Origin of the sequence: Glaciecola sp. 33A, from assembly GCF_002836745.1 — a bacterium.
Lineage (GTDB): Bacteria > Pseudomonadota > Gammaproteobacteria > Enterobacterales > Alteromonadaceae > Glaciecola.
In genome coordinates, this window is sequence record NZ_PJAR01000039.1 from 93,856 (window position 1) to 112,844 (window position 18,989).

The following is an 18,989-nucleotide window of genomic DNA, read 5'->3' on the forward strand; positions in this document are numbered from 1 at the left end:
CATAGTGATGAATATTTAACTCAACGATACGCTGAAATCCATTGGACTAGACGCATTCAGTAGACACTAACCGAAGACCGATTCTGTTTTTATTCGCTGAGTATAGAGTCATTTATTCTCTTTTTTCTGCTGCGATGTGTTTTACTTTTATATAGTCGCTATGAGATATATAGAGCAAATCAGCGATTTTTCGAATCATTGCTTCTTCGTATTTATCCAAATTATCATCAACAAATGCCACCTTCCACATCAAACTCAACAAGTTTACTTTTTGCTCGTATTCATAATTATCGTTGATCATGGATGTAAATGGATGCATCGACGTTGTGTCTTTGCTTGCTTGATGACTGCGCTCAAATAACTCATCCAGCTTTTCATCTGACAACTCAAATAGTGACTGTAGCAGCTGTTTTATCTTGTCTTTCTCAAGGTTTGACTGTTCGAAATCAGCACCAGACACTTCCATCAACAGCAAAGCACAAGCCTGTTCTAGACTGTATTTCTGTTCGGCATCAGTGTTTTTTGCAGCATTAAAGGCGAGTTCGTTTTGAAAGAATTCTTTTAGTTTATTTAGCATGCCATATCCTTTAAGAGTAGTTTAAAAGTAGTCAAAAATGTCGAACTTACTATTTCTTGAATGCACTGAAGCTGAAACGGCAGTGTATATCTGCACATTCATTCCAAGTGAGTAACTGTATATGAAAATATAAGCCAATTGGGTTTTTAGAATGATATGTTAATAGATTAATTAACAGACTAGCCCCGAAAAAACAACAAAAAAGCCGGCAACATTACACAATGCCAGCCAGCTTATTATATGTTAACTCATGTTTACAGCAGCATTTAACCGTTAACGAAATCAACACCCATTTTGATATCACCACGCAAGCCTTCTAGCATTGTGTTTTTAGCATTTTCTTCGAAATCGCTTAAATCACCGTAGGGTAAAATCTCTTCAACACCATTTATGCCTAAACGCAATGGGTGAGCGAAGAATGCAGCGTCATGAGAACCATCTACTTGCACATAAGCGTATTCAACGACCGCTTCACCTTGCATTGCAGCAACTAGCGACAAACAGAAACGTGCAGCAGCTTGGCCCATAGACAAGGTAGCAGAACCGCCGCCAGCCTTAGCTTCAACAACTTCAGTACCGGCATTTTGAATACGCGCAGTTAAACTTGCTACTTCCTCATCAGTGAAGCTTACGCCGTCAACTTGTGAAAGAAGTGGAAGAATAGTTGTACCTGAGTGACCACCAATAACAGGAACATGAATTTCAGTTGTTTTCAAACCCTTAAGGTTTGCAATGAATGTTTCTGAGCGGATAACATCTAATGTAGTTACACCAAACAATTTGTTTTTGTCGTAAACGCCTTTTGCTTTAAGGACTTCAGCAGCAATAGCGACCGTCGTATTAACCGGGTTAGTAATAACGCCGATACACGCTTTTGGACAATTATCAGCAACTGCTTCGATAAGATTTTTAACAATACCAGCATTAATGTTGAACAAATCAGAACGGTCCATACCTGGCTTTCTGGGGACGCCAGCAGGTATTAAAACAATATCACAACCAGTCAATGCTTCAGCTAAGCCATCTTTACCATGGCCAGAAACAGCGACATCAGTTGGGATGTGGCTCAAATCAACAGCAACACCAGGAACAACAGGTGAAACGTCATATAATGCTAGCTCAGAGCCAGCAGGTAATTGTGTTTTCAATAACAATGATAATGCTTGACCGATACCACCAGCGGCGCCTAATACAGCTACCTTCATAAAATTCTCCTGTTAATAAAAGCGTTTATTTGCGGGCGTCACAATAATCTATATACGTTAAGATCTCAATCACCCTATGGTCTTATCCTCTTTTTTACGCTTAAGTTCACAATAAATTAACAAACCTTACAATTCCTCAACATCTTTTAGCCACATTCGTTTGCGAAAAGGGTGCTGCTGATGCAAAATACGCCAACATTAAACACAAGGCTTTACAGAATATGTCATCAAGCAAACAAGACGCCCTAGTAAAATCATTTAAAGAGCTGTTAAAAACCGAAAGTTACGGTTCTCAGGGTGAAATTGTCAATGCGTTAAAAGAGGCGGGGTTTGATAATATAAGCCAATCGAAAGTGTCTCGTATGCTAAGTAAGTTTGGCGCAGTGCGAACTCGAAATGCGCGCGGTGACATGGTTTACTGCTTACCACCTGAACTGGGTATGCCTACGGCTAAAAGCCCGCTTAAACAACTTGTGTTAGATATCGTTCACAACAACGTAATGGTGATTATTCGCACGAGCCCAGGTGCTGCGCAACTGATTGCCAGGTTACTGGATTCATTGAGCCATACCGATGGTGTTCTTGGTACTATCGCTGGTGATGACACTATCTTCATCGCACCCGCTGATATCACCCAAATAGAAGACCTTCGCCAGCGCGTTGAGGACCTATTTGAGAGTGTCTAAGCCTATCGCATAAAGTGCGTTTTTCTTAAGACCATAGTGCGCGGCCGTCAGTGCGGCTGCTTTTTTTAGCGGTAGTTCTTTGGCTAACAGAGCCAATAACGATAATGCTTCTTGCGATGCACCTTCCGATTGCAGGTTATTAGGACAATAAATCATCAGTACAAATTCACCTTTTTGATGAACTGGGTCCGCGTCCAACCACGCTAGAACTTCTGCTGCACTTCCCTGCCTATACGTTTCGAAGGTTTTACTTATTTCTTTGGCTAATACAATCTCATGGTCGTCTTGTAAGCTTTCATTGCAAGCTGCCATAGTATCGCGAATACGTCTAGGCGCTTCATAAAATACGGTTGTGCACCCAGAATTAGTAAGTGATTCGAGAACATTGGCTTTCGCTTGTTGCTTCACTGGCAAAAAACCATGAAAGGTAAATTTATCAGTTGGTAAGCCAGATGCGCTCAGTGCGGTAGTTAGGGCACACGGACCAGGCAAAGCAATAATAGGTATTCCCTTTTCTCTACAATCTCGAACAAAAATAAAACCAGGATCGCTGATCAAAGGAGTACCTGCATCAGAGACTAATGCAATATTTTTACCTTCAATAAGTTTAGAGGTTAATTGATACGAGCGAGCAGCTTCATTATGGTCATGCATTGAAATAGTCGAGGTGCCAATAGAATAGTGAGATAACAGGCGTGAAGTGTGCCGAGTATCCTCTGCCGCGATTAAATCAACCTCTTTTAAGACATCAAGAGCACGAGGGCTAATATCAGACAAATTGCCTATGGGCGTAGGAACAATATAAAGCGTTCCTGATGTGTTCGTAATCTGCATTTTTATTTTTTCCCAATGTTGTCTGTACACTGCTAATATTACACTAAATCAAACAGTAGCTTATACACATTCTACATCTACTTTAGGACAGAATATGTCAAAGTAGATAGATATTTGCCTGAGCTTAAGTAAACTATCAACATCCTAGTCATTTGAGAGCGCTTGTGAACGTATTTTCCAATTTACGCACCTATTTAATTGTGGCATTCATTTTATTGTGTTTGGCAAGTTGTGCCAGTCAAACAAAAATAGCAAGTCAAAAGCCTGTTGAAAAAGAAACGAAGGCGTCTAGAGACGTTATTTTAAACAGTGCAGAAACCGCATTACAAGAAGCTGAAATTGAATGGCAGAAAAACAACGATATTAATCAACGAAACAACCTACTGTTGGCTGCGGCTCAACACTTTCAAACAGGTAGGGAGTGTCGTCGTACGGATATTATTATTGCGAATATCGAACCTTTCTTAGAAGATCCATTGCAGCAGCAGTATTCATTATTATTGAAGGCAGAGTGCGCACTTATTCAACATTATGCATCGGGCTTGTCCGCCGAGCTGGTGAAAACGCCGATCGATGCGATGATCTCATGGCTGACACCGATTACTGAAAATCAATTTTTGGCGCGTAAAGAAGTTGTTATTGCACATTTGGCAGCACTGCATGAGCGCTGGGATTTAGCCGCTAATGTACTAAGTCAACAATTGAATGCAGATAGCCCGTTAAATCAGTCGGCAGAGCATATATTGTGGCAATGGTTTTTAAAAGCATCGAAATCTACACAAAATACATTGAGTGACAACAGCTCATTTATGCGCCCGTATTTAGCACTAGCTAAGATCTTAGAAGATGAAGATTTAACCGACTCAAGCAGACAGCAAGCAATAGTTTTTTGGCGAAAACAGCACCCAACACACCCTCTTTCTGCTGACTTGCCAGATGGAGTAAAAGGATATCTTGCACAATCATTAAACGACGTTCGCGATATAGCGGTTTTACTGCCATTGAGTGGCCGCGTGCAGGTCCAAGGTGATGCCATTAAGCAAGGTATTATGACTGCATACTTTGCAAAGCTAGAGAACATTAATACAAACAATCCAGGACAAGCCATTCCAAATATTAGATTTTTGGATACAGGCTCAGACAACGAGTCTTTCCTCAGCCCCCAGATTACGTCCGAGGGTCTGATGCAGTATGACATCGTTATTGGCCCGTTATTGCGTGAGCATGTGAGCTTAGTCAAAGACTTCAATTTACCTGATTCGATGCTTGTATACTTAAATCGCTTGTCAACAGAGGGACCAATGACGGGTCCAGCAAACAATACGAGCGATACATCAGCTAAAGTATACTTTGCATTAGCCCCAGAAGATGAAGCTACGCAGCTGGCTAATTTGATGAAGAAACAAGGGATAAGAACACCGATTATTATTAGCAATGGTTCGTCGCTTAGTCGTCGAATGATAGACACATTCAATCAGCAGTGGATAGCTCTGAATGGACTGGACCAAATAAAGGTACCTAAAATAGTTACCTTTTCAGACAATAAAGGATTGCGTATTGGCATTACGGCGGCGCTTGATGTGCTTCAAAGCCAAAGACGCATCGGTCAGATGACAAGTTTAACAGCAGAAATCGTGCATAGCGTTACTCGCAATAGGCGAGATGTAGATGCTTTTGCAGTTTTCGCTTTACCGCAACAAGTTGAATTGTTAAACCCAATTATAGAAGCTAGTATTAGCTTATTTACAGAGCGAACTATTCCGGTATTCGCTACCTCTTACAGCTATCAACATCAACTTAATAACAATAGTATTCGAGATTTACGCAATCTGGTCTTTGTTGATATGCCATTTCTTATGCCAGCGCAAAGAGAAAGCGCCCTTGCGCATCAGGTAGATGATATTTGGAACAACCCACCCAGTTCATTTTTACGCTTGTTTGCATTTGGCTACGACGCTTTCCAGTTTTCTGAAAAAATGCAACAACTGGCTTATTTTAGTCATACCGATTTAAAAGGCTTGTCTGGTAAGTTGACCGTCAACAATCAGCGTCAAGTTACTCGCAGCTTGCCAAGTGCGGTTATTCAAAATAACTCAATAACCCAAACAGACGGCTTTTAATAGTTTGCTATCTTATCAATACATGGCCAGCTTAATAGGCCATGAGGCCGAGCAAGTGGCAAAACAATATTTACTCGACCATTCACTTGTATTTGTGGAACAAAACTATAAAGCAAAGGTCGGAGAGATAGATTTGATAATGTTAGACCAGCAACAGTTAGTTTTTGTTGAGGTAAAGTTTAGGTCAACAGACAGTCATGGTTGCGCAGCCGAGCAGTTTACCTTCAAGAAGCGCAAACGGCTAGAAAGGACGATTAATTATTATTTGTTACAAAAGAAACTGAATACCCACCACACTAATTTACGAATAGATGTTGTCGCCATAGACGGTGAACAGGTAAACTGGATTAAGAACGTATAATTAGTTAATAACAATCAGAGAATTCATAGTACGGACACTACTTAAGGGGCATTAAATGCTGGAAAATATTAAAAAAAGTTTTACCGAAAGCATTCAAACTAAAATAGCGGCTGCTGAAGAACTGCCTATTCCAATCGAAAAGGCAGCAAACATGATGGTGCGTGCGCTTATTAATGGCAATAAGATTTTAAGTTGCGGTAATGGTGGCTCGGCAGGCGATGCACAACACTTTTCATCCGAATTATTGAACCGCTATGAGCGCGACCGCCCTTCACTGCCGGCCATGGCCTTAACCACAGATAGTTCAACGATTACGTCGATTGCTAATGACTATAGCTATGATGAAATATTTTCAAAACAAATTAAAGCACTGGGACAGCCTGGCGATATTTTACTTGCAATATCAACCAGTGGTAATAGTCGCAACGTCATTAACGCGATGGAAGCTGCTCTGGGCCGTGATATGACAATTGTTGCCCTAACAGGTAAAGATGGCGGCGAAATGGCTGGATTTTTAAGTGAAAATGACGTTGAAATTAGAGTCCCTTCATCACGTACAGCGAGAATACAAGAAGTACATCTTCTGGTTATCCATAATTTGTGCGAGTCAATCGACAATGCACTATTTCCAATTAGCGAATCAGAATAAAGAGAAGGGCTTATGTTTAGCAAAGGAAAAACCGCCACGATAGTAATTATCTTCGTAGCGTGTATGCAAACTGGTTGTGCACTTGTGACTGTAGGCACTGTCGGTGCGGCCGCTACCGTATCAGCCAATGATAGACGCACTGTTGGCACACAAATAGATGACAAAACAACACAAAGCAGAGTCAGAAGTGCAATCAATGACATTCCGTTAATTAAGGATGAAGCCGCGGTGAGTGTTGATGTTTACAACGGTCAGGTTTTGCTGACAGGACAAGCACCATTACAAGGAATAATTGTCGACCTTGAAAAGATGGCGAGTGCAGTGCAAAACGTAATCAAGGTGCATAACCAAGTTAGGCTAGGTAGCCCTATTCCGGCCACATCAACCATGAATGACCTATGGTTGGCCTCTAAAATCAAAACCATTATGCTTGCGGATGAAAAAATCCCTTTGTTTAAGCTTGTTCTTGTGGTGGAAGACAGCGAAGTATTTATTATGGGCTTGCTCACTAAGGCAGAAGCAGCGGCGGCGGTCAACGCAGCTCGAAATGTTGACGGGGTTTCTAAGGTGATAAGAGTAATGGAACTCATCCCGTAGATGTCGTGATGCATAGTAGCTGAACACAGGTTTACATTGCATAAATAGCGCATTTTGCAGAATGCATCTGTGTCCTTTTTTCTGAACGGCTAAACCGACAATCGTAGGCGTCACTGCAGTCGCGCTGAATTAAAAGAGGTTATTGGTAGGGATCTATTTAATCACTTTTAGGCTAGGTTTTTTAGATTTACCGGTGCTTTGCGTTACTGGTTTTTTAGCATCACTCACTTTACTTTCTCCTGCCAATGTTAGCTTTCCAGCTTGCACGGGCCTGGTGTCTGCTTTTTCGTCTAGTTTGACACTTTCCAGTTTTTTAACAGGCTGTACAGAGGGCAAACCAGCGTCTGTGTGCGTGTTTTTTTCATATTCAGCTAACTCTTCTGGTGTTCGTGTAAATACAGTGCCCGCACCATTCTCGCGAGCATATACGGCACTAACAGCAATACTTGGAACAAACACTTGCATAGGCTGGCCGGAGAATCGCGCTTGAAACGCCACACCTTCAAGTCCTACATTTAAGTTTACACACGCACTGGGCGATATATTCAGAACAATTTGGCCGTCTTTTACAAACTGTCTAGGCACTTCTACACCCGGTAAATCAGCATCTACTACAATGTAAGGGGTTAAACCGTTATCAACTATCCAGTCGCAAAAAGCGCGAAGCAAGTACGGTTGGTTGCTGGTCATATTGTCCATTAATGCTCTCAAATTATTGTCAAACGAAAGTTATTGAAAAGAATGACGTAAGTATGACCTATTAGTATAGGCCGTACTTACTGACTTAACTTATAACGGATTATGAATTTCGCGTTCTTGGTCAGTCAACGAAGCCTTGAAAGAACCGCGTTCGAATATACGATTCATATAAGCCACGACGTCTTTGCTGCCGGCGCCACTTAAGGTGATATTTAACGCAGGTAAACGCCATAAAAGGGGTGCTAAGTAGCAATCAACTAGACTAAACTCATCGCTCATGAAGTAAGCTTTTTCAGCAAAGATTGGACCCAAAGCGAGCAAAGATTCACGTAACTCAGTGCGTGCTTCATCAGCACCCGGTTCGTTGCGGAAAATTTTTGCAGCGAGCGCATACCAGTCATGTTCAATACGATGCATCATCAAACGACTTTCGCCGCGAGATACAGGGTACACGGGCATTAATGGTGGATGGGGGAAGCGTTCGTCTAAATACTCCATAATAATATGCGATTTATAAAGTACTAACTCTCTATCAACTAGCGTTGGTACCGTACCGTACGGGTTCAGTTCTAATAAATCTTCACTTAGTTGAGTTGGGTCTAGATAGCTAATTTCTACGCCTACACCTTTTTCCGCTAATACAATGCGTACTTGGTGACTATAAATATCAATATTGTCAGAAAACAACGTCATAATTGAGCGTTTGTTCGCGGCTACAGCCATTAAAACCTCCGAATTCTCTCTCAAAAAGAGAATTACAAAAAATAAACAGTTAAAAACACTAAAAGGGGCGCACTGCCCCTTTTATTTTATCACTAGAGGTAAGTCGTTATTTTTTAACGTCTTTCCAATAATCTTTCTTGAGAAAATAGGCAAATACAAAGAAGATGAGGATGAAAATCAACACCCCTTTACCTATCCTTTCTGATTGCAATCTTGACGGTTCGCCAGTGTACTCTAGGAAGTTAACCAAATCTAAAATAGTTTCATCATATTCGTCGGTTGTGAGTTTACCATCACCATCGGTGCGCAAACCCACACTGACTTCCTTCATATCACCATCGATCATCTTCATTTCAGTCGCTAATCTTGGCGTTCCTTGCAAATCTTGGAGCACGTGAGGCATACCCGCATTAGGGAATGCCAAATTATTAACACCAAATGGTCTACTCTCATCGACATAAAAAGTGCGTAAGTAGGTGTAAATCCAATCAGCGCCGCGTACACGAGCAACCAAACTTAAATCAGGTGGCGCAGCACCAAACCATGTGGCTGAGTCGTCTTCTGGCATTGTAGAAGTAATATAGTCGCTCACCTTTTCACCGGTGAAGCGCAAATACTTATCACCTAATTCGTCCGGCACTCCAATATCTTGAAAAGTACGCTGGTACCTTTGATATTGCATTTGGTGACAACCCAAACAATAGTTCATGAAGGTTTGAGCACCACGCTGTAACGATGCCTGATCGCTCAAATCAATATCTGCATGGTCATTCGGATACTCCCCCCCAGCAGCAAATGCGAAGGTCGGCACTAGCAATAAAACAGCAAACCATTTCTTCATAGTGTGATCCTCGCAGGTACCGGTTTGGTTTTTTCTTTACCCGAATAGATCCAGAGTAAAACAAAGAAACCAAAGTACATAATCGTTGCAATTTGTGAGGCAATAATTTTCCAATTCTCTTGTGGCGTGCCTCCCAGATAACCTAAGAATACGAACACTGCTGTGAACACAAGTAAATTAACTCTATGCAAACCGCATCTATAACGCCATGACCTTACTTTGCCACGATCAATCCAAGGCAATGCAAAGAGCACAGCAATCGCACCAAACATTGTTAACACACCGAATAATTTGTCCGGTACCGCTTTCAAAATTGCATAGTACGGCGTGAAATACCACACTGGAAATATATGTGCTGGTGTCTTATATGGGTTCGCGACTTCAAAGTTTGGATGCTCTAAGAAATAGCCACCCATCTCAGGCATGAAGAACATAATGAAACAGAAACCAAACAAGAATACACTAAATGCCACCAAGTCTTTCAACACGATGTGTGGAAAAAACGGCACAACGTCGTCAATAATGTCGTATTTGTCTGTGTAGTATTCATGGATTTTATACACAGTTTTATCTTCTTCAGCTAATGACCCTTTCTTGTGCTTAATATTTACACCATCGGGGTTGTTAGAACCCACTTCATGCAATGCGATAATGTGTAAAAAAACCAAGATAACAATAACCAGTGGCAATGCAATTACATGCAATGCAAAGAATCTATTCAGCGTTGCACCAGAGATAACGTAGTCACCTTGGATCCATTCGACTAAATCAGGCCCAATGACGGGGATAGCACTAAATAAAGATACAATAACCTGAGCACCCCAGTAGGACATTTGTCCCCATGGTAATACGTAACCCATAAAGGCTTCAGCCATCAGCGCTAGGTAAATTAACATACCAAAGACCCATAATAGCTCGCGCGGTTTTTGATAAGAGCCATACATCATGCCTCTAAACATGTGCAGATAAACGACGATGAAAAAGGCTGAAGCACCTGTACTGTGCATATAACGGATCAGCCAGCCATAGTTAACTTCACGCATAATATATTCAACAGAAGCAAAAGCGCGCTCTGCAGATGGCTCGTAGCTCATCGTAAGCCAAATACCGGTCACGATTTGGTTAACGAGCACAATCGTCGCCAAGAAACCGAAAATATACCAAAAATTCATATTTTTGGGCGCTGGATATTGAATTGCGTGCATATTTGCAACACGCATTACAGGAATTCGTTGTTCAATCCAGCTCATAAATGCATTCATCACACAACCTCCGCTTCTGAGCCGATAATAACCGTATTGTCATCAACATACTGATATGGCGGCACAACCAAATTCAATGGTGCCGGAACGCCTTGGAAGACACGTCCAGCCATATCAAACTTAGAACCATGACAAGGACAAAAGAAACCCTCTGCAACACCTTCAGCGTACTCTTCAAAAGAACCATCAACTAAATGCTGTGGAGAACAACCAAGGTGAGTGCAAATACCGACGAGTATTAAATACTCTGATTTTAGCGAGCGGTATTGGTTTTGAGCAAACGCCGGTTGTTGTTCCGTTTCAGAGTTGGGGTCACGAAGTTCGCCTTCATGAGCACTTAAACTTTTCAGAAGTTCTGGTGTTCTGCGTACTATCCATACTGGCTTGCCGCGCCATTTAACACGAATCATTTGGCCGAGTTGGATTGCACTGATATCTACTTGTACATCAGCACCAGCCGCTTTAGCTTTTGCACTTGGTTGCCAAGAGGCAACAAAAGGAACTGCAGCACCTACAGCACCAATCGCACCAACAACACATGTACCAACAGTTAAAAACTTGCGACGGTCGCTGCTTTTCGGCTGTTCGTTATTTGTTGCTGATTCATTGGTATCTACTGATACATCGCTCATCAACTTTTCTCCGGGGTTGGAATGACAGGTTTCAATAATAGCTTCAAGCTTAATATTGGTTTACATGCAACCAAGATCAAACTGTTATTCGTAATCGGAAACGTTCGATTATAATTAGCAGGGTATTTTAAAAGAAAACCCTTAACAAACACAAGGTTTTAGTAAGAAAATTTGATTGTTTTTAGCGTTATAAGTCAAGAAATCACTACAACAAGTAAATATACTTATATATCGACTAAAATTAGTAGGACGACATGATTTTTTAAGTAAAAATAAAAAACCCAGCCGAAGCTGGGTTTTTAAAACACGTATCGAACTGATTAACGTTTTGAGAATTGTGGACGCTTACGCGCTTTGTGTAAACCCACTTTCTTACGTTCAACTTTACGCGCATCACGTGTTACGAAACCGGCTTTGCGTAGCGCAGGACGCAACGTTTCATCGAATTCCATAAGTGCACGAGTAATACCGTGGCGTATTGCGCCAGCTTGTCCACTAATACCACCACCAGAAACGGTAACGTATAAGTCGAATTTTTCAGTCATTTCAACAAGTTCTAATGGTTGCTTAACTATCATAACTGCAGTTTCGCGACCAAAGAAAACGTCTAATGGCTTCTGGTTTACAATGATGTTACCAGAACCCGGACGAAGAAAAACGCGAGCTGTTGAGCTTTTGCGACGGCCAGTGCCGTAATATTGAGTATCTGCCATTTTGCTCGCTCCTTAAATGTCCAGTGATTGTGGCTGTTGTGCAGCATGCGTATGCTCTGGACCAGCAAAAACTTTCATTTTGCGGAACATAGCACGACCTAGTGGGCCTTTTGGAAGCATACCTTTGACCGCTTTTTCAATAACCATTTCTGGCTTCTTTTGAATTAGCTGTTCAAAGGTAGCTTCTTTCAAGCCACCTGGATAACCGGAGTGAGAGTAGTATATTTTACCCTTCGCTTTGTTTCCTGTTACCGTAATTTTTTCTGCATTAACTACAACAATGTAATCACCAGTATCCACATGAGGAGTGTACTCTGGTTTATGCTTACCGCGCAGTCTTAGCGCGATTTCAGCCGCAAAGCGGCCTAAAGTTTTGTCTGCAGCGTCAACCACATACCAGTCGCGTTCTACGCTTTCTGGCTTTGCAACAAAAGTTTTCATGTATTCGTCACCCAAAATTATTAGTTAAGTTCACTGTCAAGCAGTCTAATACTGCTTAAAGTGCAATTATATCAACCTGTTAGCCCCTTCGAGCCGGTCAATCTACCACCTTCCCAAAGGTGGGTGCAACTGGGCAGGGGCCAAATTATACAGACTTTAGCGTAAAAGCGAAGTATTTTTCGGCTTTTTCTAAAATAGTGTGTCACCAAGGGTTACATATTTTGCTTTAGGTCGCGGGATGTTGCGCTTCATTTAAGGTTTTCTTGGCTTTATCCCACAGTAGTTCTAAAGCGTCAATATGTAGGCTTGTTAACTCGAGATCCTCATTCGCAGCGAATTTCTGCACCAATGAAAAACGTTTGCTGAATTTTTCATTGGCTTTTTTTAGCGCCACGTCTGGATTAACCTCAAGATGACGAGATAAATTGACAATCGCAAAGAATAAATCACCTATCTCATCTTCTATTTTATCTTGCTGTCGTTGCTGGGCATAAACCTCAGCCTTAACTTCTTCAATTTCTTCAAGTACTTTATCAAACACCGGAGCAACCTCGGGCCAATCAAAACCCAGCTTTGCGCATTCAAGTTGAGTATTCAACGCTTTTTGCAAAAGACTCTGCGGAATGCTTTTAATCGCGTCATTTGACATTATTAGGACTTAATTTGTTTGTGTATTGGCTAAGTTGCTTCACGTTAATCTCTGGCTACGTCGTTAACATCGGGTAATTGTTTTAATTTATCCACAACACGGGCTAAATTATCTGCGTCTATAACTTCAATAGTTAACTTTATAAGTGCTGAATTATGGCTTTTGTTGCTCAAGCTATTGACACCAAGCAGGCCAACTTTTTCATTTGATAGTACCGTTGTGATATCTCTTAAAATGCCGGTTCTATCGTTACAATAAACGTTAAGCTCTGTTTGAAAACTGGTTTGATGTTCAATTGCCCATGATACTTCTATCTGGCGTTCAGGATGCTGTTCTAATAAATTTGATAACTGAGCACAGTTTTCCTTGTGTACGCTAACTCCCTTGCCCTGCGTGATATAGCCTAGAATAGACTCACCCGCAACAGGTTGGCAGCACTTTGCAATTTGGCTGAGTAAATTACCCACACCTTCGGCAATAATCGGCTCGCTACCTTTGCGTAACTTTGCTCGACGTGGCTTGATCGATATTTCAGCTGGTTGCGCCGGAGGTGGCCCGTGTTTCTGCAATAAAAAATGCACAACCGTCATTACACGGGTATCACCCACACCGATAGCTGCAAATAAATCATCAACCGAATTTGCATTGAATTTATCAACAGCGTCAGCCGCAAGTTTAATGGGGATGTCTACTTTTGAGAGTTCTCGCTCTAAGAGCTCTCTTCCGGCGTCGATATTCTTATCTTTGTCTTGTTTTTTAAAGAATGAATGGATGGTTGCTCTAGCACGTGCAGAATGCACATAACCTAAACCTGGGTGCATCCAATCTCGACTGGGAGAGGCATTTTTACCGGTCAGCACTTCTACCTGATCACCGCTTTGCAACTTGTAAGTAAAGGGCACGATACGCTTATTAACTTTAGCACCAATGCACCTATGGCCAACATTACTATGCACATAGTAGGCAAAATCTAGGGGTGATGAGCCCAGCGGCAAATCAATAACATCGCCCTTGGGAGTAAAAACATAAACTCGGTCGTCAAATACCTGACTACGGAGTTCTTCAACTAAATTACCCGATTCAGCCATTTCTTCTTGCCACTGAAGAATTTTGCGCAGCCAATTCAGACGTTCCTCTGAACCTGCAGCTTTGCCTGTTGCGCCTTCTTTGTACTTCCAGTGAGCAGCAACACCTAACTCCGCGTCTTGGTGCATTTGTTGCGTCCTGATTTGAATTTCCACTGACTTGCCTTGTGGACCAACAATAACCGTATGAATACTTTGATAGCCATTTTGCTTAGGCGTCGCAATATAGTCGTCAAATTCTTTGGGAATATGTTTCCAAATAGTGTGCACTGTGCCTAACGCGGCATAACAATCTTGCAACCTATCAGCCACAATACGCAACGCACGAATATCAAACAACTCTTCAAAAGAAAGTTGTTTTTTCTGCATTTTTTTCCAAATACTGTAAATATGTTTGGGCCGACCAATGACTTCCGCTTTAATGTTCTGGTCGTCTAACAAGCCTTGTAGTTCTTGCACAATATCGATAATGTATTGTTCACGATCAATGCGTTTTTCATCTAGCATTTCTGCTATACGCTTGTAGGTGTTTGGATGCAAATAGCGAAACGAAAGGTCTTCAAGTTCCCATTTAAGCTGACCAATACCTAGCCTGTTAGCCAGCGGGGCATAAATACTCGAACATTCGTGGGCAACGATCACTCGAGTTTCTTCATCCGCTTCTTTTACGGAATGTAGGGTGCAAATACGTTCAGCCATTTTTATAACTACAGCGCGCACATCTTCCACCATACTTAACAACATACGACGCAGGTTGTTAACGTGACTTTCGTCTTGGCGATTACGAGATTGCAGCGTTTTAATGGCATCCATGCGACGAACACCTAAAATTAGCTCTTTAATTGGCATACCAAATTGATCTTCAATTTGATCTTCCGATAATTCATGGATTTGGCAATATGGATAAATTAAAGCGGCTTGCAGTGTTTCATCATCCATATGAAGTTCGTGCAATATCTCAACCATCTCTTGACCGATCAAGAGATCATCTGGTTTATCTGAAATCTGACTTAGTTTTTTTTTGGTTTTTTCAGGTACATCTAGATCAGCCAACCATTGACTGAAGGTTGGGCGACTGGTCTGATGAACACTTCTTATTGATACCATGTATTTTGCACCCTACTTTGAGCTTATTAAAGCTACCATTTCAATATGCTTTGTAAAAGGGAACATATCAAGCGCTCTCATTTTTGTAATCTCGAATTCGCTGGGTAAAACGTCTATGTCTCTAGCGAAACTTGTGGGGTTGCAAGAAACATACAATATTTTTTTTGGCTTAAATACTGATATCGTGTTCATGATTGCCAATGCACCCGCACGCGACGGATCGACTATAAACAGCGCGCCTTGCGGTATATTAAGCGTTGTCTTTAACGCTAAATCGTTGAGGTCATAATGTTCGAAACGACAATTTTTTATGCCATTTAATTGTGCATTTTCTTCCGCTTGTTGCACCATTTCGGGCACACCTTCGACACCGATGACTTGTTTACAATATGGCGCTAACGCGAGCGCAAAGTTACCAACGCCTGAAAATAAGTCAACCACACAATCCTCTGAAGTCGGGTTTAACCACTCTTTTGCGAGCGTCAACATCTGTTGATTTACGTGTTGATTAATTTGTATAAAGTTATTAGCAGTTACCGCTAAGTTTAAACCCGGATCGTCCGAAATAGTGAATATAGAATTTAAAACAGGACTTATTACCACATCACTGTCTCCGCTAGAAGCTCCTAATGCGGTGATGTTTACTAACTTTGAGGCCGTAGATTCGATCATGTACTGCGTTCCCGAAGACGCTTGTTCGAGCACCAGCATTTGGACTGACTCGGTATTCAAGCTTTTGGTCAAATGCAAGCATACTTGGGATCTTTGGGCACCTTCTGTTAGCGTGATATGACCTATAGAAGAAGCATTAGGCAGACGTTTAATGACAGTAACTAAGCGTTCATAAACGCTTTGTAATGACTCGGCTAGCACTGCGCATTTAGGTATATCGACAACTTTATTCGATTTCTCTTGCCGAAAGCCTATTTTAATCTCATTTGAATTTCGTGCATCAATAGCGACACGAGCACGGCGCCGATACCCGTAATGATTATCAGCAATATCCGACTTAATCACCTCTTCCCATTCGCACCGTTCAAGTCTTGTTGGAGGGATGACCTTGTTTAAGTAACTTTGCAGACTTGTCTGTTTGGCTTCAATCAAATAATCTGCATCAAAAGCCTGATGAGAGCAGCCTCCACACTCACTTACATAGGGACAAAAAGCCTTAACACGGGCCGACTCGTGTCCTTGCAGCACTTTGACTATTTTGCCATGCCATACTTTTTGCTTTTTTGAGAGTATCAATACTCGGTACAATTCACCAGGTATCGAAGCAGGTACTACGATGATCGGTTGGTGAGATAAAAGGATCCCATTAGCATTATGATCGATGACATCGACTGACATCTCAATGGTCTCATGACAACTCTGTTCTCGAGCTCGATTTTTACCTAATGGCGATTGTTTCTTTGCTTTAAAAAATTGAACCACAATCGTTAACTCTCTAAAATTACTGTAGCGGTTGCGTAATGCTTTTCATCTGAAATAGAAAGATGAGTGTGGTTTACTCCTTTCTGCTGAAACAGCAATTCAAGATGACCGTTCACTATCAAATATGGCTGGCCTGTCAGGTAATGGACAATTTCAATTTGCTGCCAACTCACTCCATTACCGATACCATTACCAATGGCTTTAACTGCGGCTTCTTTTGCCGCAAAGCGTTTGGCTAAAAATCGCGCTTGTGAGCTTAGATTAAGCGCACCTTTATCGTTCGTTTCCACTTGTTGATGCGGTCTGATTCTGGCTAAATTAGTTAGTGCCAAATAATCTTTATACTCATTAGGAGTCAATATTCGCTTTGCCATTGAGTCAGAGCGCTCGATACTTGCTTGCAACCTAGCAATTTCTACTATATCAGTTCCGACCCCAATAATTGGCATTCCCTACTCCTTTTTTATATCCAATTGCAGAGTATATACCACAGCACCCAAAACGACTCGTAAATATAACTTACAGCGTCAGCGTAAGTTGGCGATTACTTAGCAATTTACCGCTGGCTTAATCTCGCTTCTTGCATTAATAAACGCATATCTCTTACTGCTTTTTCAAGACCATCAAATGTGGCTCGCGCAATAATACTGTGTCCAATATTCAACTCAATTAATTGAGGAATGGCCGCAATTGGTTTCACATTGTGATAATGCAAACCATGACCTGCATTTATTTTCAGTCCCAATTTGTGTGCATATTCTATACCCTTGACTAGTTTGGCTAATTCGAACTCAGCTTGCGCTTCATTTTTTGCCTCAGCATATTGTCCAGTATGAATTTCGATATAAGGGGCACCGGCCGCAACTGCCGCTTCAATTTGTCTTTCATCAGCATCTATGAATAATGACGCGAGGGTACTTTGCGCCTTTAATTGCTCACAAGCCGCTTGCATTTTTGCGAGGTTGCCGGCCACGTCCAAACCACCTTCAGTGGTCAGCTCTTGTCTTTTTTCAGGCACCAAGCAACAAAATTCTGGTCGTACTTTTGCGGCAATTGCTAACATTTCGTCGGTTACCGCCATTTCAAGATTGAGACGTGTATTGATGGTTTCTTTAAGTAAATACACATCTTGATCTTTTATGTGCCTGCGGTCCTCACGCAAGTGAACCGTAATACCATCGGCTCCAGCCCTTTCGGCAATGTCAGCCGCATGAACCGGATTTGGGTAATTTGTACCTCTGGCATTGCGAAGCGTCGCAATATGGTCAATGTTGACACCTAATAGTATATCTTGCACGTAGCTCTCCTGAGATGGCCGAATAGATTTAGTAAATAAAGGGTATATTTTAAGTCGTTATTTTAAGTAGTTATTTTAGTACTAAATAGTTCACGGCTTTTAATCGGTTTGTCGCCTAATATTGGATGCAAAGCAATACGACTTATCTTTTTTGCCGCTTTAAGTGACGATGACTGCCAATCATTATTATTGATTGCCAATATATCCTGACCGCTAATTGCAAACGATAGCTGCTGGTCGCATTCGACAAAACCAATTTCATTCATTAACGAATAGCTTTTAGAAGGTACTATTTCTAATTCGTTTTGCGAGTCGTAAGTAAAGTCAGGGAAATAACCTAATTCTTCTAACAAAACGAATTCAAAATTTCTCAATATAGGCTCAATATCGACTAATTCTCCTCCTTTCGATGATAACTGTTGCAGCATATTTAAGGACAACTCATATTGTTGGAACAAGCGAGTAAAGGGTTCAGATTCAGGCAGCGCCCTATTTAATACTTCATTTAAATAAAACACACAGAACAAGCTTTGCTGCGAAAGTGAATAAGACCTAGAGGTCGATTCAATTCTTGATAAAATTCGCAAAGTGCCGCGTCCAACTAATTCAAAGTTGACTGCTTGAAGTGGTTGCAACAAGCTTTTTTTATCTGATTTTGGGCGTCTTGCTCCTTTGGCCATTGCGCTAACTCTGCCATTTTGTAGAGTAAAGAAGTCAACAATTAGGCTGGTTTCACGGTAAGGCCGCCGATGGAGCACGTAACCATCGTAAATATCTTTATTCAAGCTAGCTCACTTTGATCCTGACCACTTTCATGGTTTCAAACTGCATACCCGCAATCTCTTTTACTTCAGGGTAATAGGTTAAATTAACCACCCTACCCTCCAAGTTTTTATACTTTTTTCGACGTTTAAATATAAAAGGCACATCCAGATTAATAATTAAGAGTGTATTGACATACCAGCCATCTTCTTCTCGTTGAACATGTGACGTCACTTTGCATAATTCTGAATGAACCAAGTTTGGATGGGTTTCTAGTAATGTTTGCAAAGCTGTTTTTCTTGCCATCGTTCTAAT

The 18,989-nt window shown here is 41.4% G+C and carries 22 protein-coding genes; 5 read left to right on the top strand and 17 right to left on the bottom strand.

Annotated features, from left to right (window positions below; genetic code table 11):
• Nucleotides 1–112: 112 nt before the first annotated feature.
• Nucleotides 113–577 (bottom strand): TerB family tellurite resistance protein, encoded by a 465-nt coding sequence (locus tag CXF81_RS09965; protein WP_101181217.1) that lies wholly within the window; start codon nt 575–577, stop codon nt 113–115.
• A 266-nt stretch (nt 578–843) separates the two neighbouring features.
• Nucleotides 844–1,782, bottom strand: coding sequence for a malate dehydrogenase (mdh, locus tag CXF81_RS09970; RefSeq protein ID WP_101181218.1), 939 nt, complete (start codon nt 1,780–1,782; stop codon nt 844–846).
• 221 nt (nt 1,783–2,003) lie between these two features.
• Between mdh and argR the strand changes: the two genes are divergently transcribed.
• Nucleotides 2,004–2,468 (top strand): transcriptional regulator ArgR, encoded by a 465-nt coding sequence (argR, locus tag CXF81_RS09975; protein WP_101181219.1) that lies wholly within the window; start codon nt 2,004–2,006, stop codon nt 2,466–2,468.
• Here the strand turns inward: argR and rsmI are convergent.
• Nucleotides 2,451–3,302, bottom strand: a complete 852-nt coding sequence (gene rsmI / locus CXF81_RS09980) for a 16S rRNA (cytidine(1402)-2'-O)-methyltransferase (protein ID WP_101181220.1) — start codon at nt 3,300–3,302, stop codon at nt 2,451–2,453. The genes argR and rsmI overlap by 18 nt on opposite strands.
• Before the next feature lie 164 nt (nt 3,303–3,466).
• On the opposite strand from rsmI, the gene CXF81_RS09985 reads away from it, so the two are divergent.
• The 4 genes from CXF81_RS09985 to CXF81_RS10000 are packed head-to-tail and all read left to right on the top strand — an operon-like array spanning nt 3,467 to nt 7,029.
• Nucleotides 3,467–5,422: a penicillin-binding protein activator gene (locus CXF81_RS09985; RefSeq protein WP_101181221.1), complete on the top strand. Its 1,956-nt coding sequence runs from the start codon at nt 3,467–3,469 to the stop codon at nt 5,420–5,422.
• Between the two features lie 22 nt (nt 5,423–5,444).
• Nucleotides 5,445–5,783, top strand: coding sequence for a YraN family protein (locus tag CXF81_RS09990; RefSeq protein ID WP_101181222.1), 339 nt, complete (start codon nt 5,445–5,447; stop codon nt 5,781–5,783).
• Nucleotides 5,784–5,838: 55 nt separating this feature from the next.
• Nucleotides 5,839–6,432 (top strand): phosphoheptose isomerase, encoded by a 594-nt coding sequence (locus tag CXF81_RS09995; protein WP_101181223.1) that lies wholly within the window; start codon nt 5,839–5,841, stop codon nt 6,430–6,432.
• Between the two features lie 12 nt (nt 6,433–6,444).
• Entirely contained in the window at nt 6,445–7,029 is a 585-nt protein-coding gene (locus CXF81_RS10000) for a BON domain-containing protein (protein WP_101181224.1), read from the top strand.
• A gap of 153 nt (nt 7,030–7,182) precedes the next feature.
• Here CXF81_RS10000 and CXF81_RS10005 read toward each other — a convergent pair whose 3' ends face one another.
• The 14 genes from CXF81_RS10005 to CXF81_RS10070 all read right to left on the bottom strand — a co-directional run bounded on the left by CXF81_RS10005 (nt 7,183) and on the right by CXF81_RS10070 (nt 18,980).
• Entirely contained in the window at nt 7,183–7,728 is a 546-nt protein-coding gene (locus CXF81_RS10005) for a ClpXP protease specificity-enhancing factor (RefSeq protein ID WP_101181225.1), read from the bottom strand.
• Nucleotides 7,729–7,818: 90 nt separating this feature from the next.
• Nucleotides 7,819–8,451 carry a stringent starvation protein SspA gene (gene sspA / locus CXF81_RS10010; RefSeq protein ID WP_006011724.1) on the bottom strand — a complete coding sequence of 211 codons (633 nt, stop codon included), beginning with the start codon at nt 8,449–8,451 and terminating at the stop codon, nt 7,819–7,821.
• Between the two features lie 106 nt (nt 8,452–8,557).
• Nucleotides 8,558–9,292 carry a cytochrome c1 gene (locus CXF81_RS10015; protein WP_101181226.1) on the bottom strand — a complete coding sequence of 245 codons (735 nt, stop codon included), beginning with the start codon at nt 9,290–9,292 and terminating at the stop codon, nt 8,558–8,560.
• Entirely contained in the window at nt 9,289–10,554 is a 1,266-nt protein-coding gene (locus CXF81_RS10020; protein WP_101181227.1) for a cytochrome b N-terminal domain-containing protein, read from the bottom strand. Before CXF81_RS10020 ends, CXF81_RS10015 begins: the two co-directional genes overlap by 4 nt.
• On the bottom strand, nt 10,554–11,186 hold the full coding sequence (gene petA, locus CXF81_RS10025) for a ubiquinol-cytochrome c reductase iron-sulfur subunit (protein ID WP_101181228.1): 633 nt from the start codon (nt 11,184–11,186) through the stop codon (nt 10,554–10,556). The genes CXF81_RS10020 and petA overlap by 1 nt, the downstream gene beginning before the upstream one ends.
• 320 nt (nt 11,187–11,506) lie before the next feature.
• On the bottom strand, nt 11,507–11,899 hold the full coding sequence (gene rpsI / locus CXF81_RS10030) for a 30S ribosomal protein S9 (protein WP_006011720.1): 393 nt from the start codon (nt 11,897–11,899) through the stop codon (nt 11,507–11,509).
• A gap of 12 nt (nt 11,900–11,911) precedes the next feature.
• Nucleotides 11,912–12,340 carry a 50S ribosomal protein L13 gene (gene rplM, locus CXF81_RS10035; RefSeq protein WP_006011719.1) on the bottom strand — a complete coding sequence of 143 codons (429 nt, stop codon included), beginning with the start codon at nt 12,338–12,340 and terminating at the stop codon, nt 11,912–11,914.
• A gap of 226 nt (nt 12,341–12,566) precedes the next feature.
• Complete coding sequence (locus tag CXF81_RS10040) at nt 12,567–12,989, bottom strand: MazG nucleotide pyrophosphohydrolase domain-containing protein (RefSeq protein ID WP_101181229.1); 423 nt, start codon at nt 12,987–12,989, stop codon at nt 12,567–12,569.
• A 44-nt stretch (nt 12,990–13,033) separates the two neighbouring features.
• Entirely contained in the window at nt 13,034–15,181 is a 2,148-nt protein-coding gene (relA, locus tag CXF81_RS10045) for a GTP diphosphokinase (protein ID WP_101181230.1), read from the bottom strand.
• A gap of 12 nt (nt 15,182–15,193) precedes the next feature.
• A complete protein-coding gene (rlmD, locus tag CXF81_RS10050) occupies nt 15,194–16,615 on the bottom strand; it encodes a 23S rRNA (uracil(1939)-C(5))-methyltransferase RlmD (RefSeq protein WP_101181231.1) in 1,422 nt (473 codons plus the stop codon).
• A gap of 5 nt (nt 16,616–16,620) precedes the next feature.
• Entirely contained in the window at nt 16,621–17,064 is a 444-nt protein-coding gene (acpS, locus tag CXF81_RS10055) for a holo-ACP synthase (RefSeq protein WP_101181232.1), read from the bottom strand.
• Between the two features lie 107 nt (nt 17,065–17,171).
• Nucleotides 17,172–17,912, bottom strand: a complete 741-nt coding sequence (gene pdxJ / locus CXF81_RS10060; protein ID WP_101181233.1) for a pyridoxine 5'-phosphate synthase — start codon at nt 17,910–17,912, stop codon at nt 17,172–17,174.
• Between the two features lie 62 nt (nt 17,913–17,974).
• Entirely contained in the window at nt 17,975–18,697 is a 723-nt protein-coding gene (recO, locus tag CXF81_RS10065; protein ID WP_101181234.1) for a DNA repair protein RecO, read from the bottom strand.
• Between the two features lies 1 nt (nt 18,698).
• Nucleotides 18,699–18,980: a hypothetical protein gene (locus CXF81_RS10070; protein WP_101181235.1), complete on the bottom strand. Its 282-nt coding sequence runs from the start codon at nt 18,978–18,980 to the stop codon at nt 18,699–18,701.
• Between the last annotated feature and the right edge of the window lie 9 nt (nt 18,981–18,989).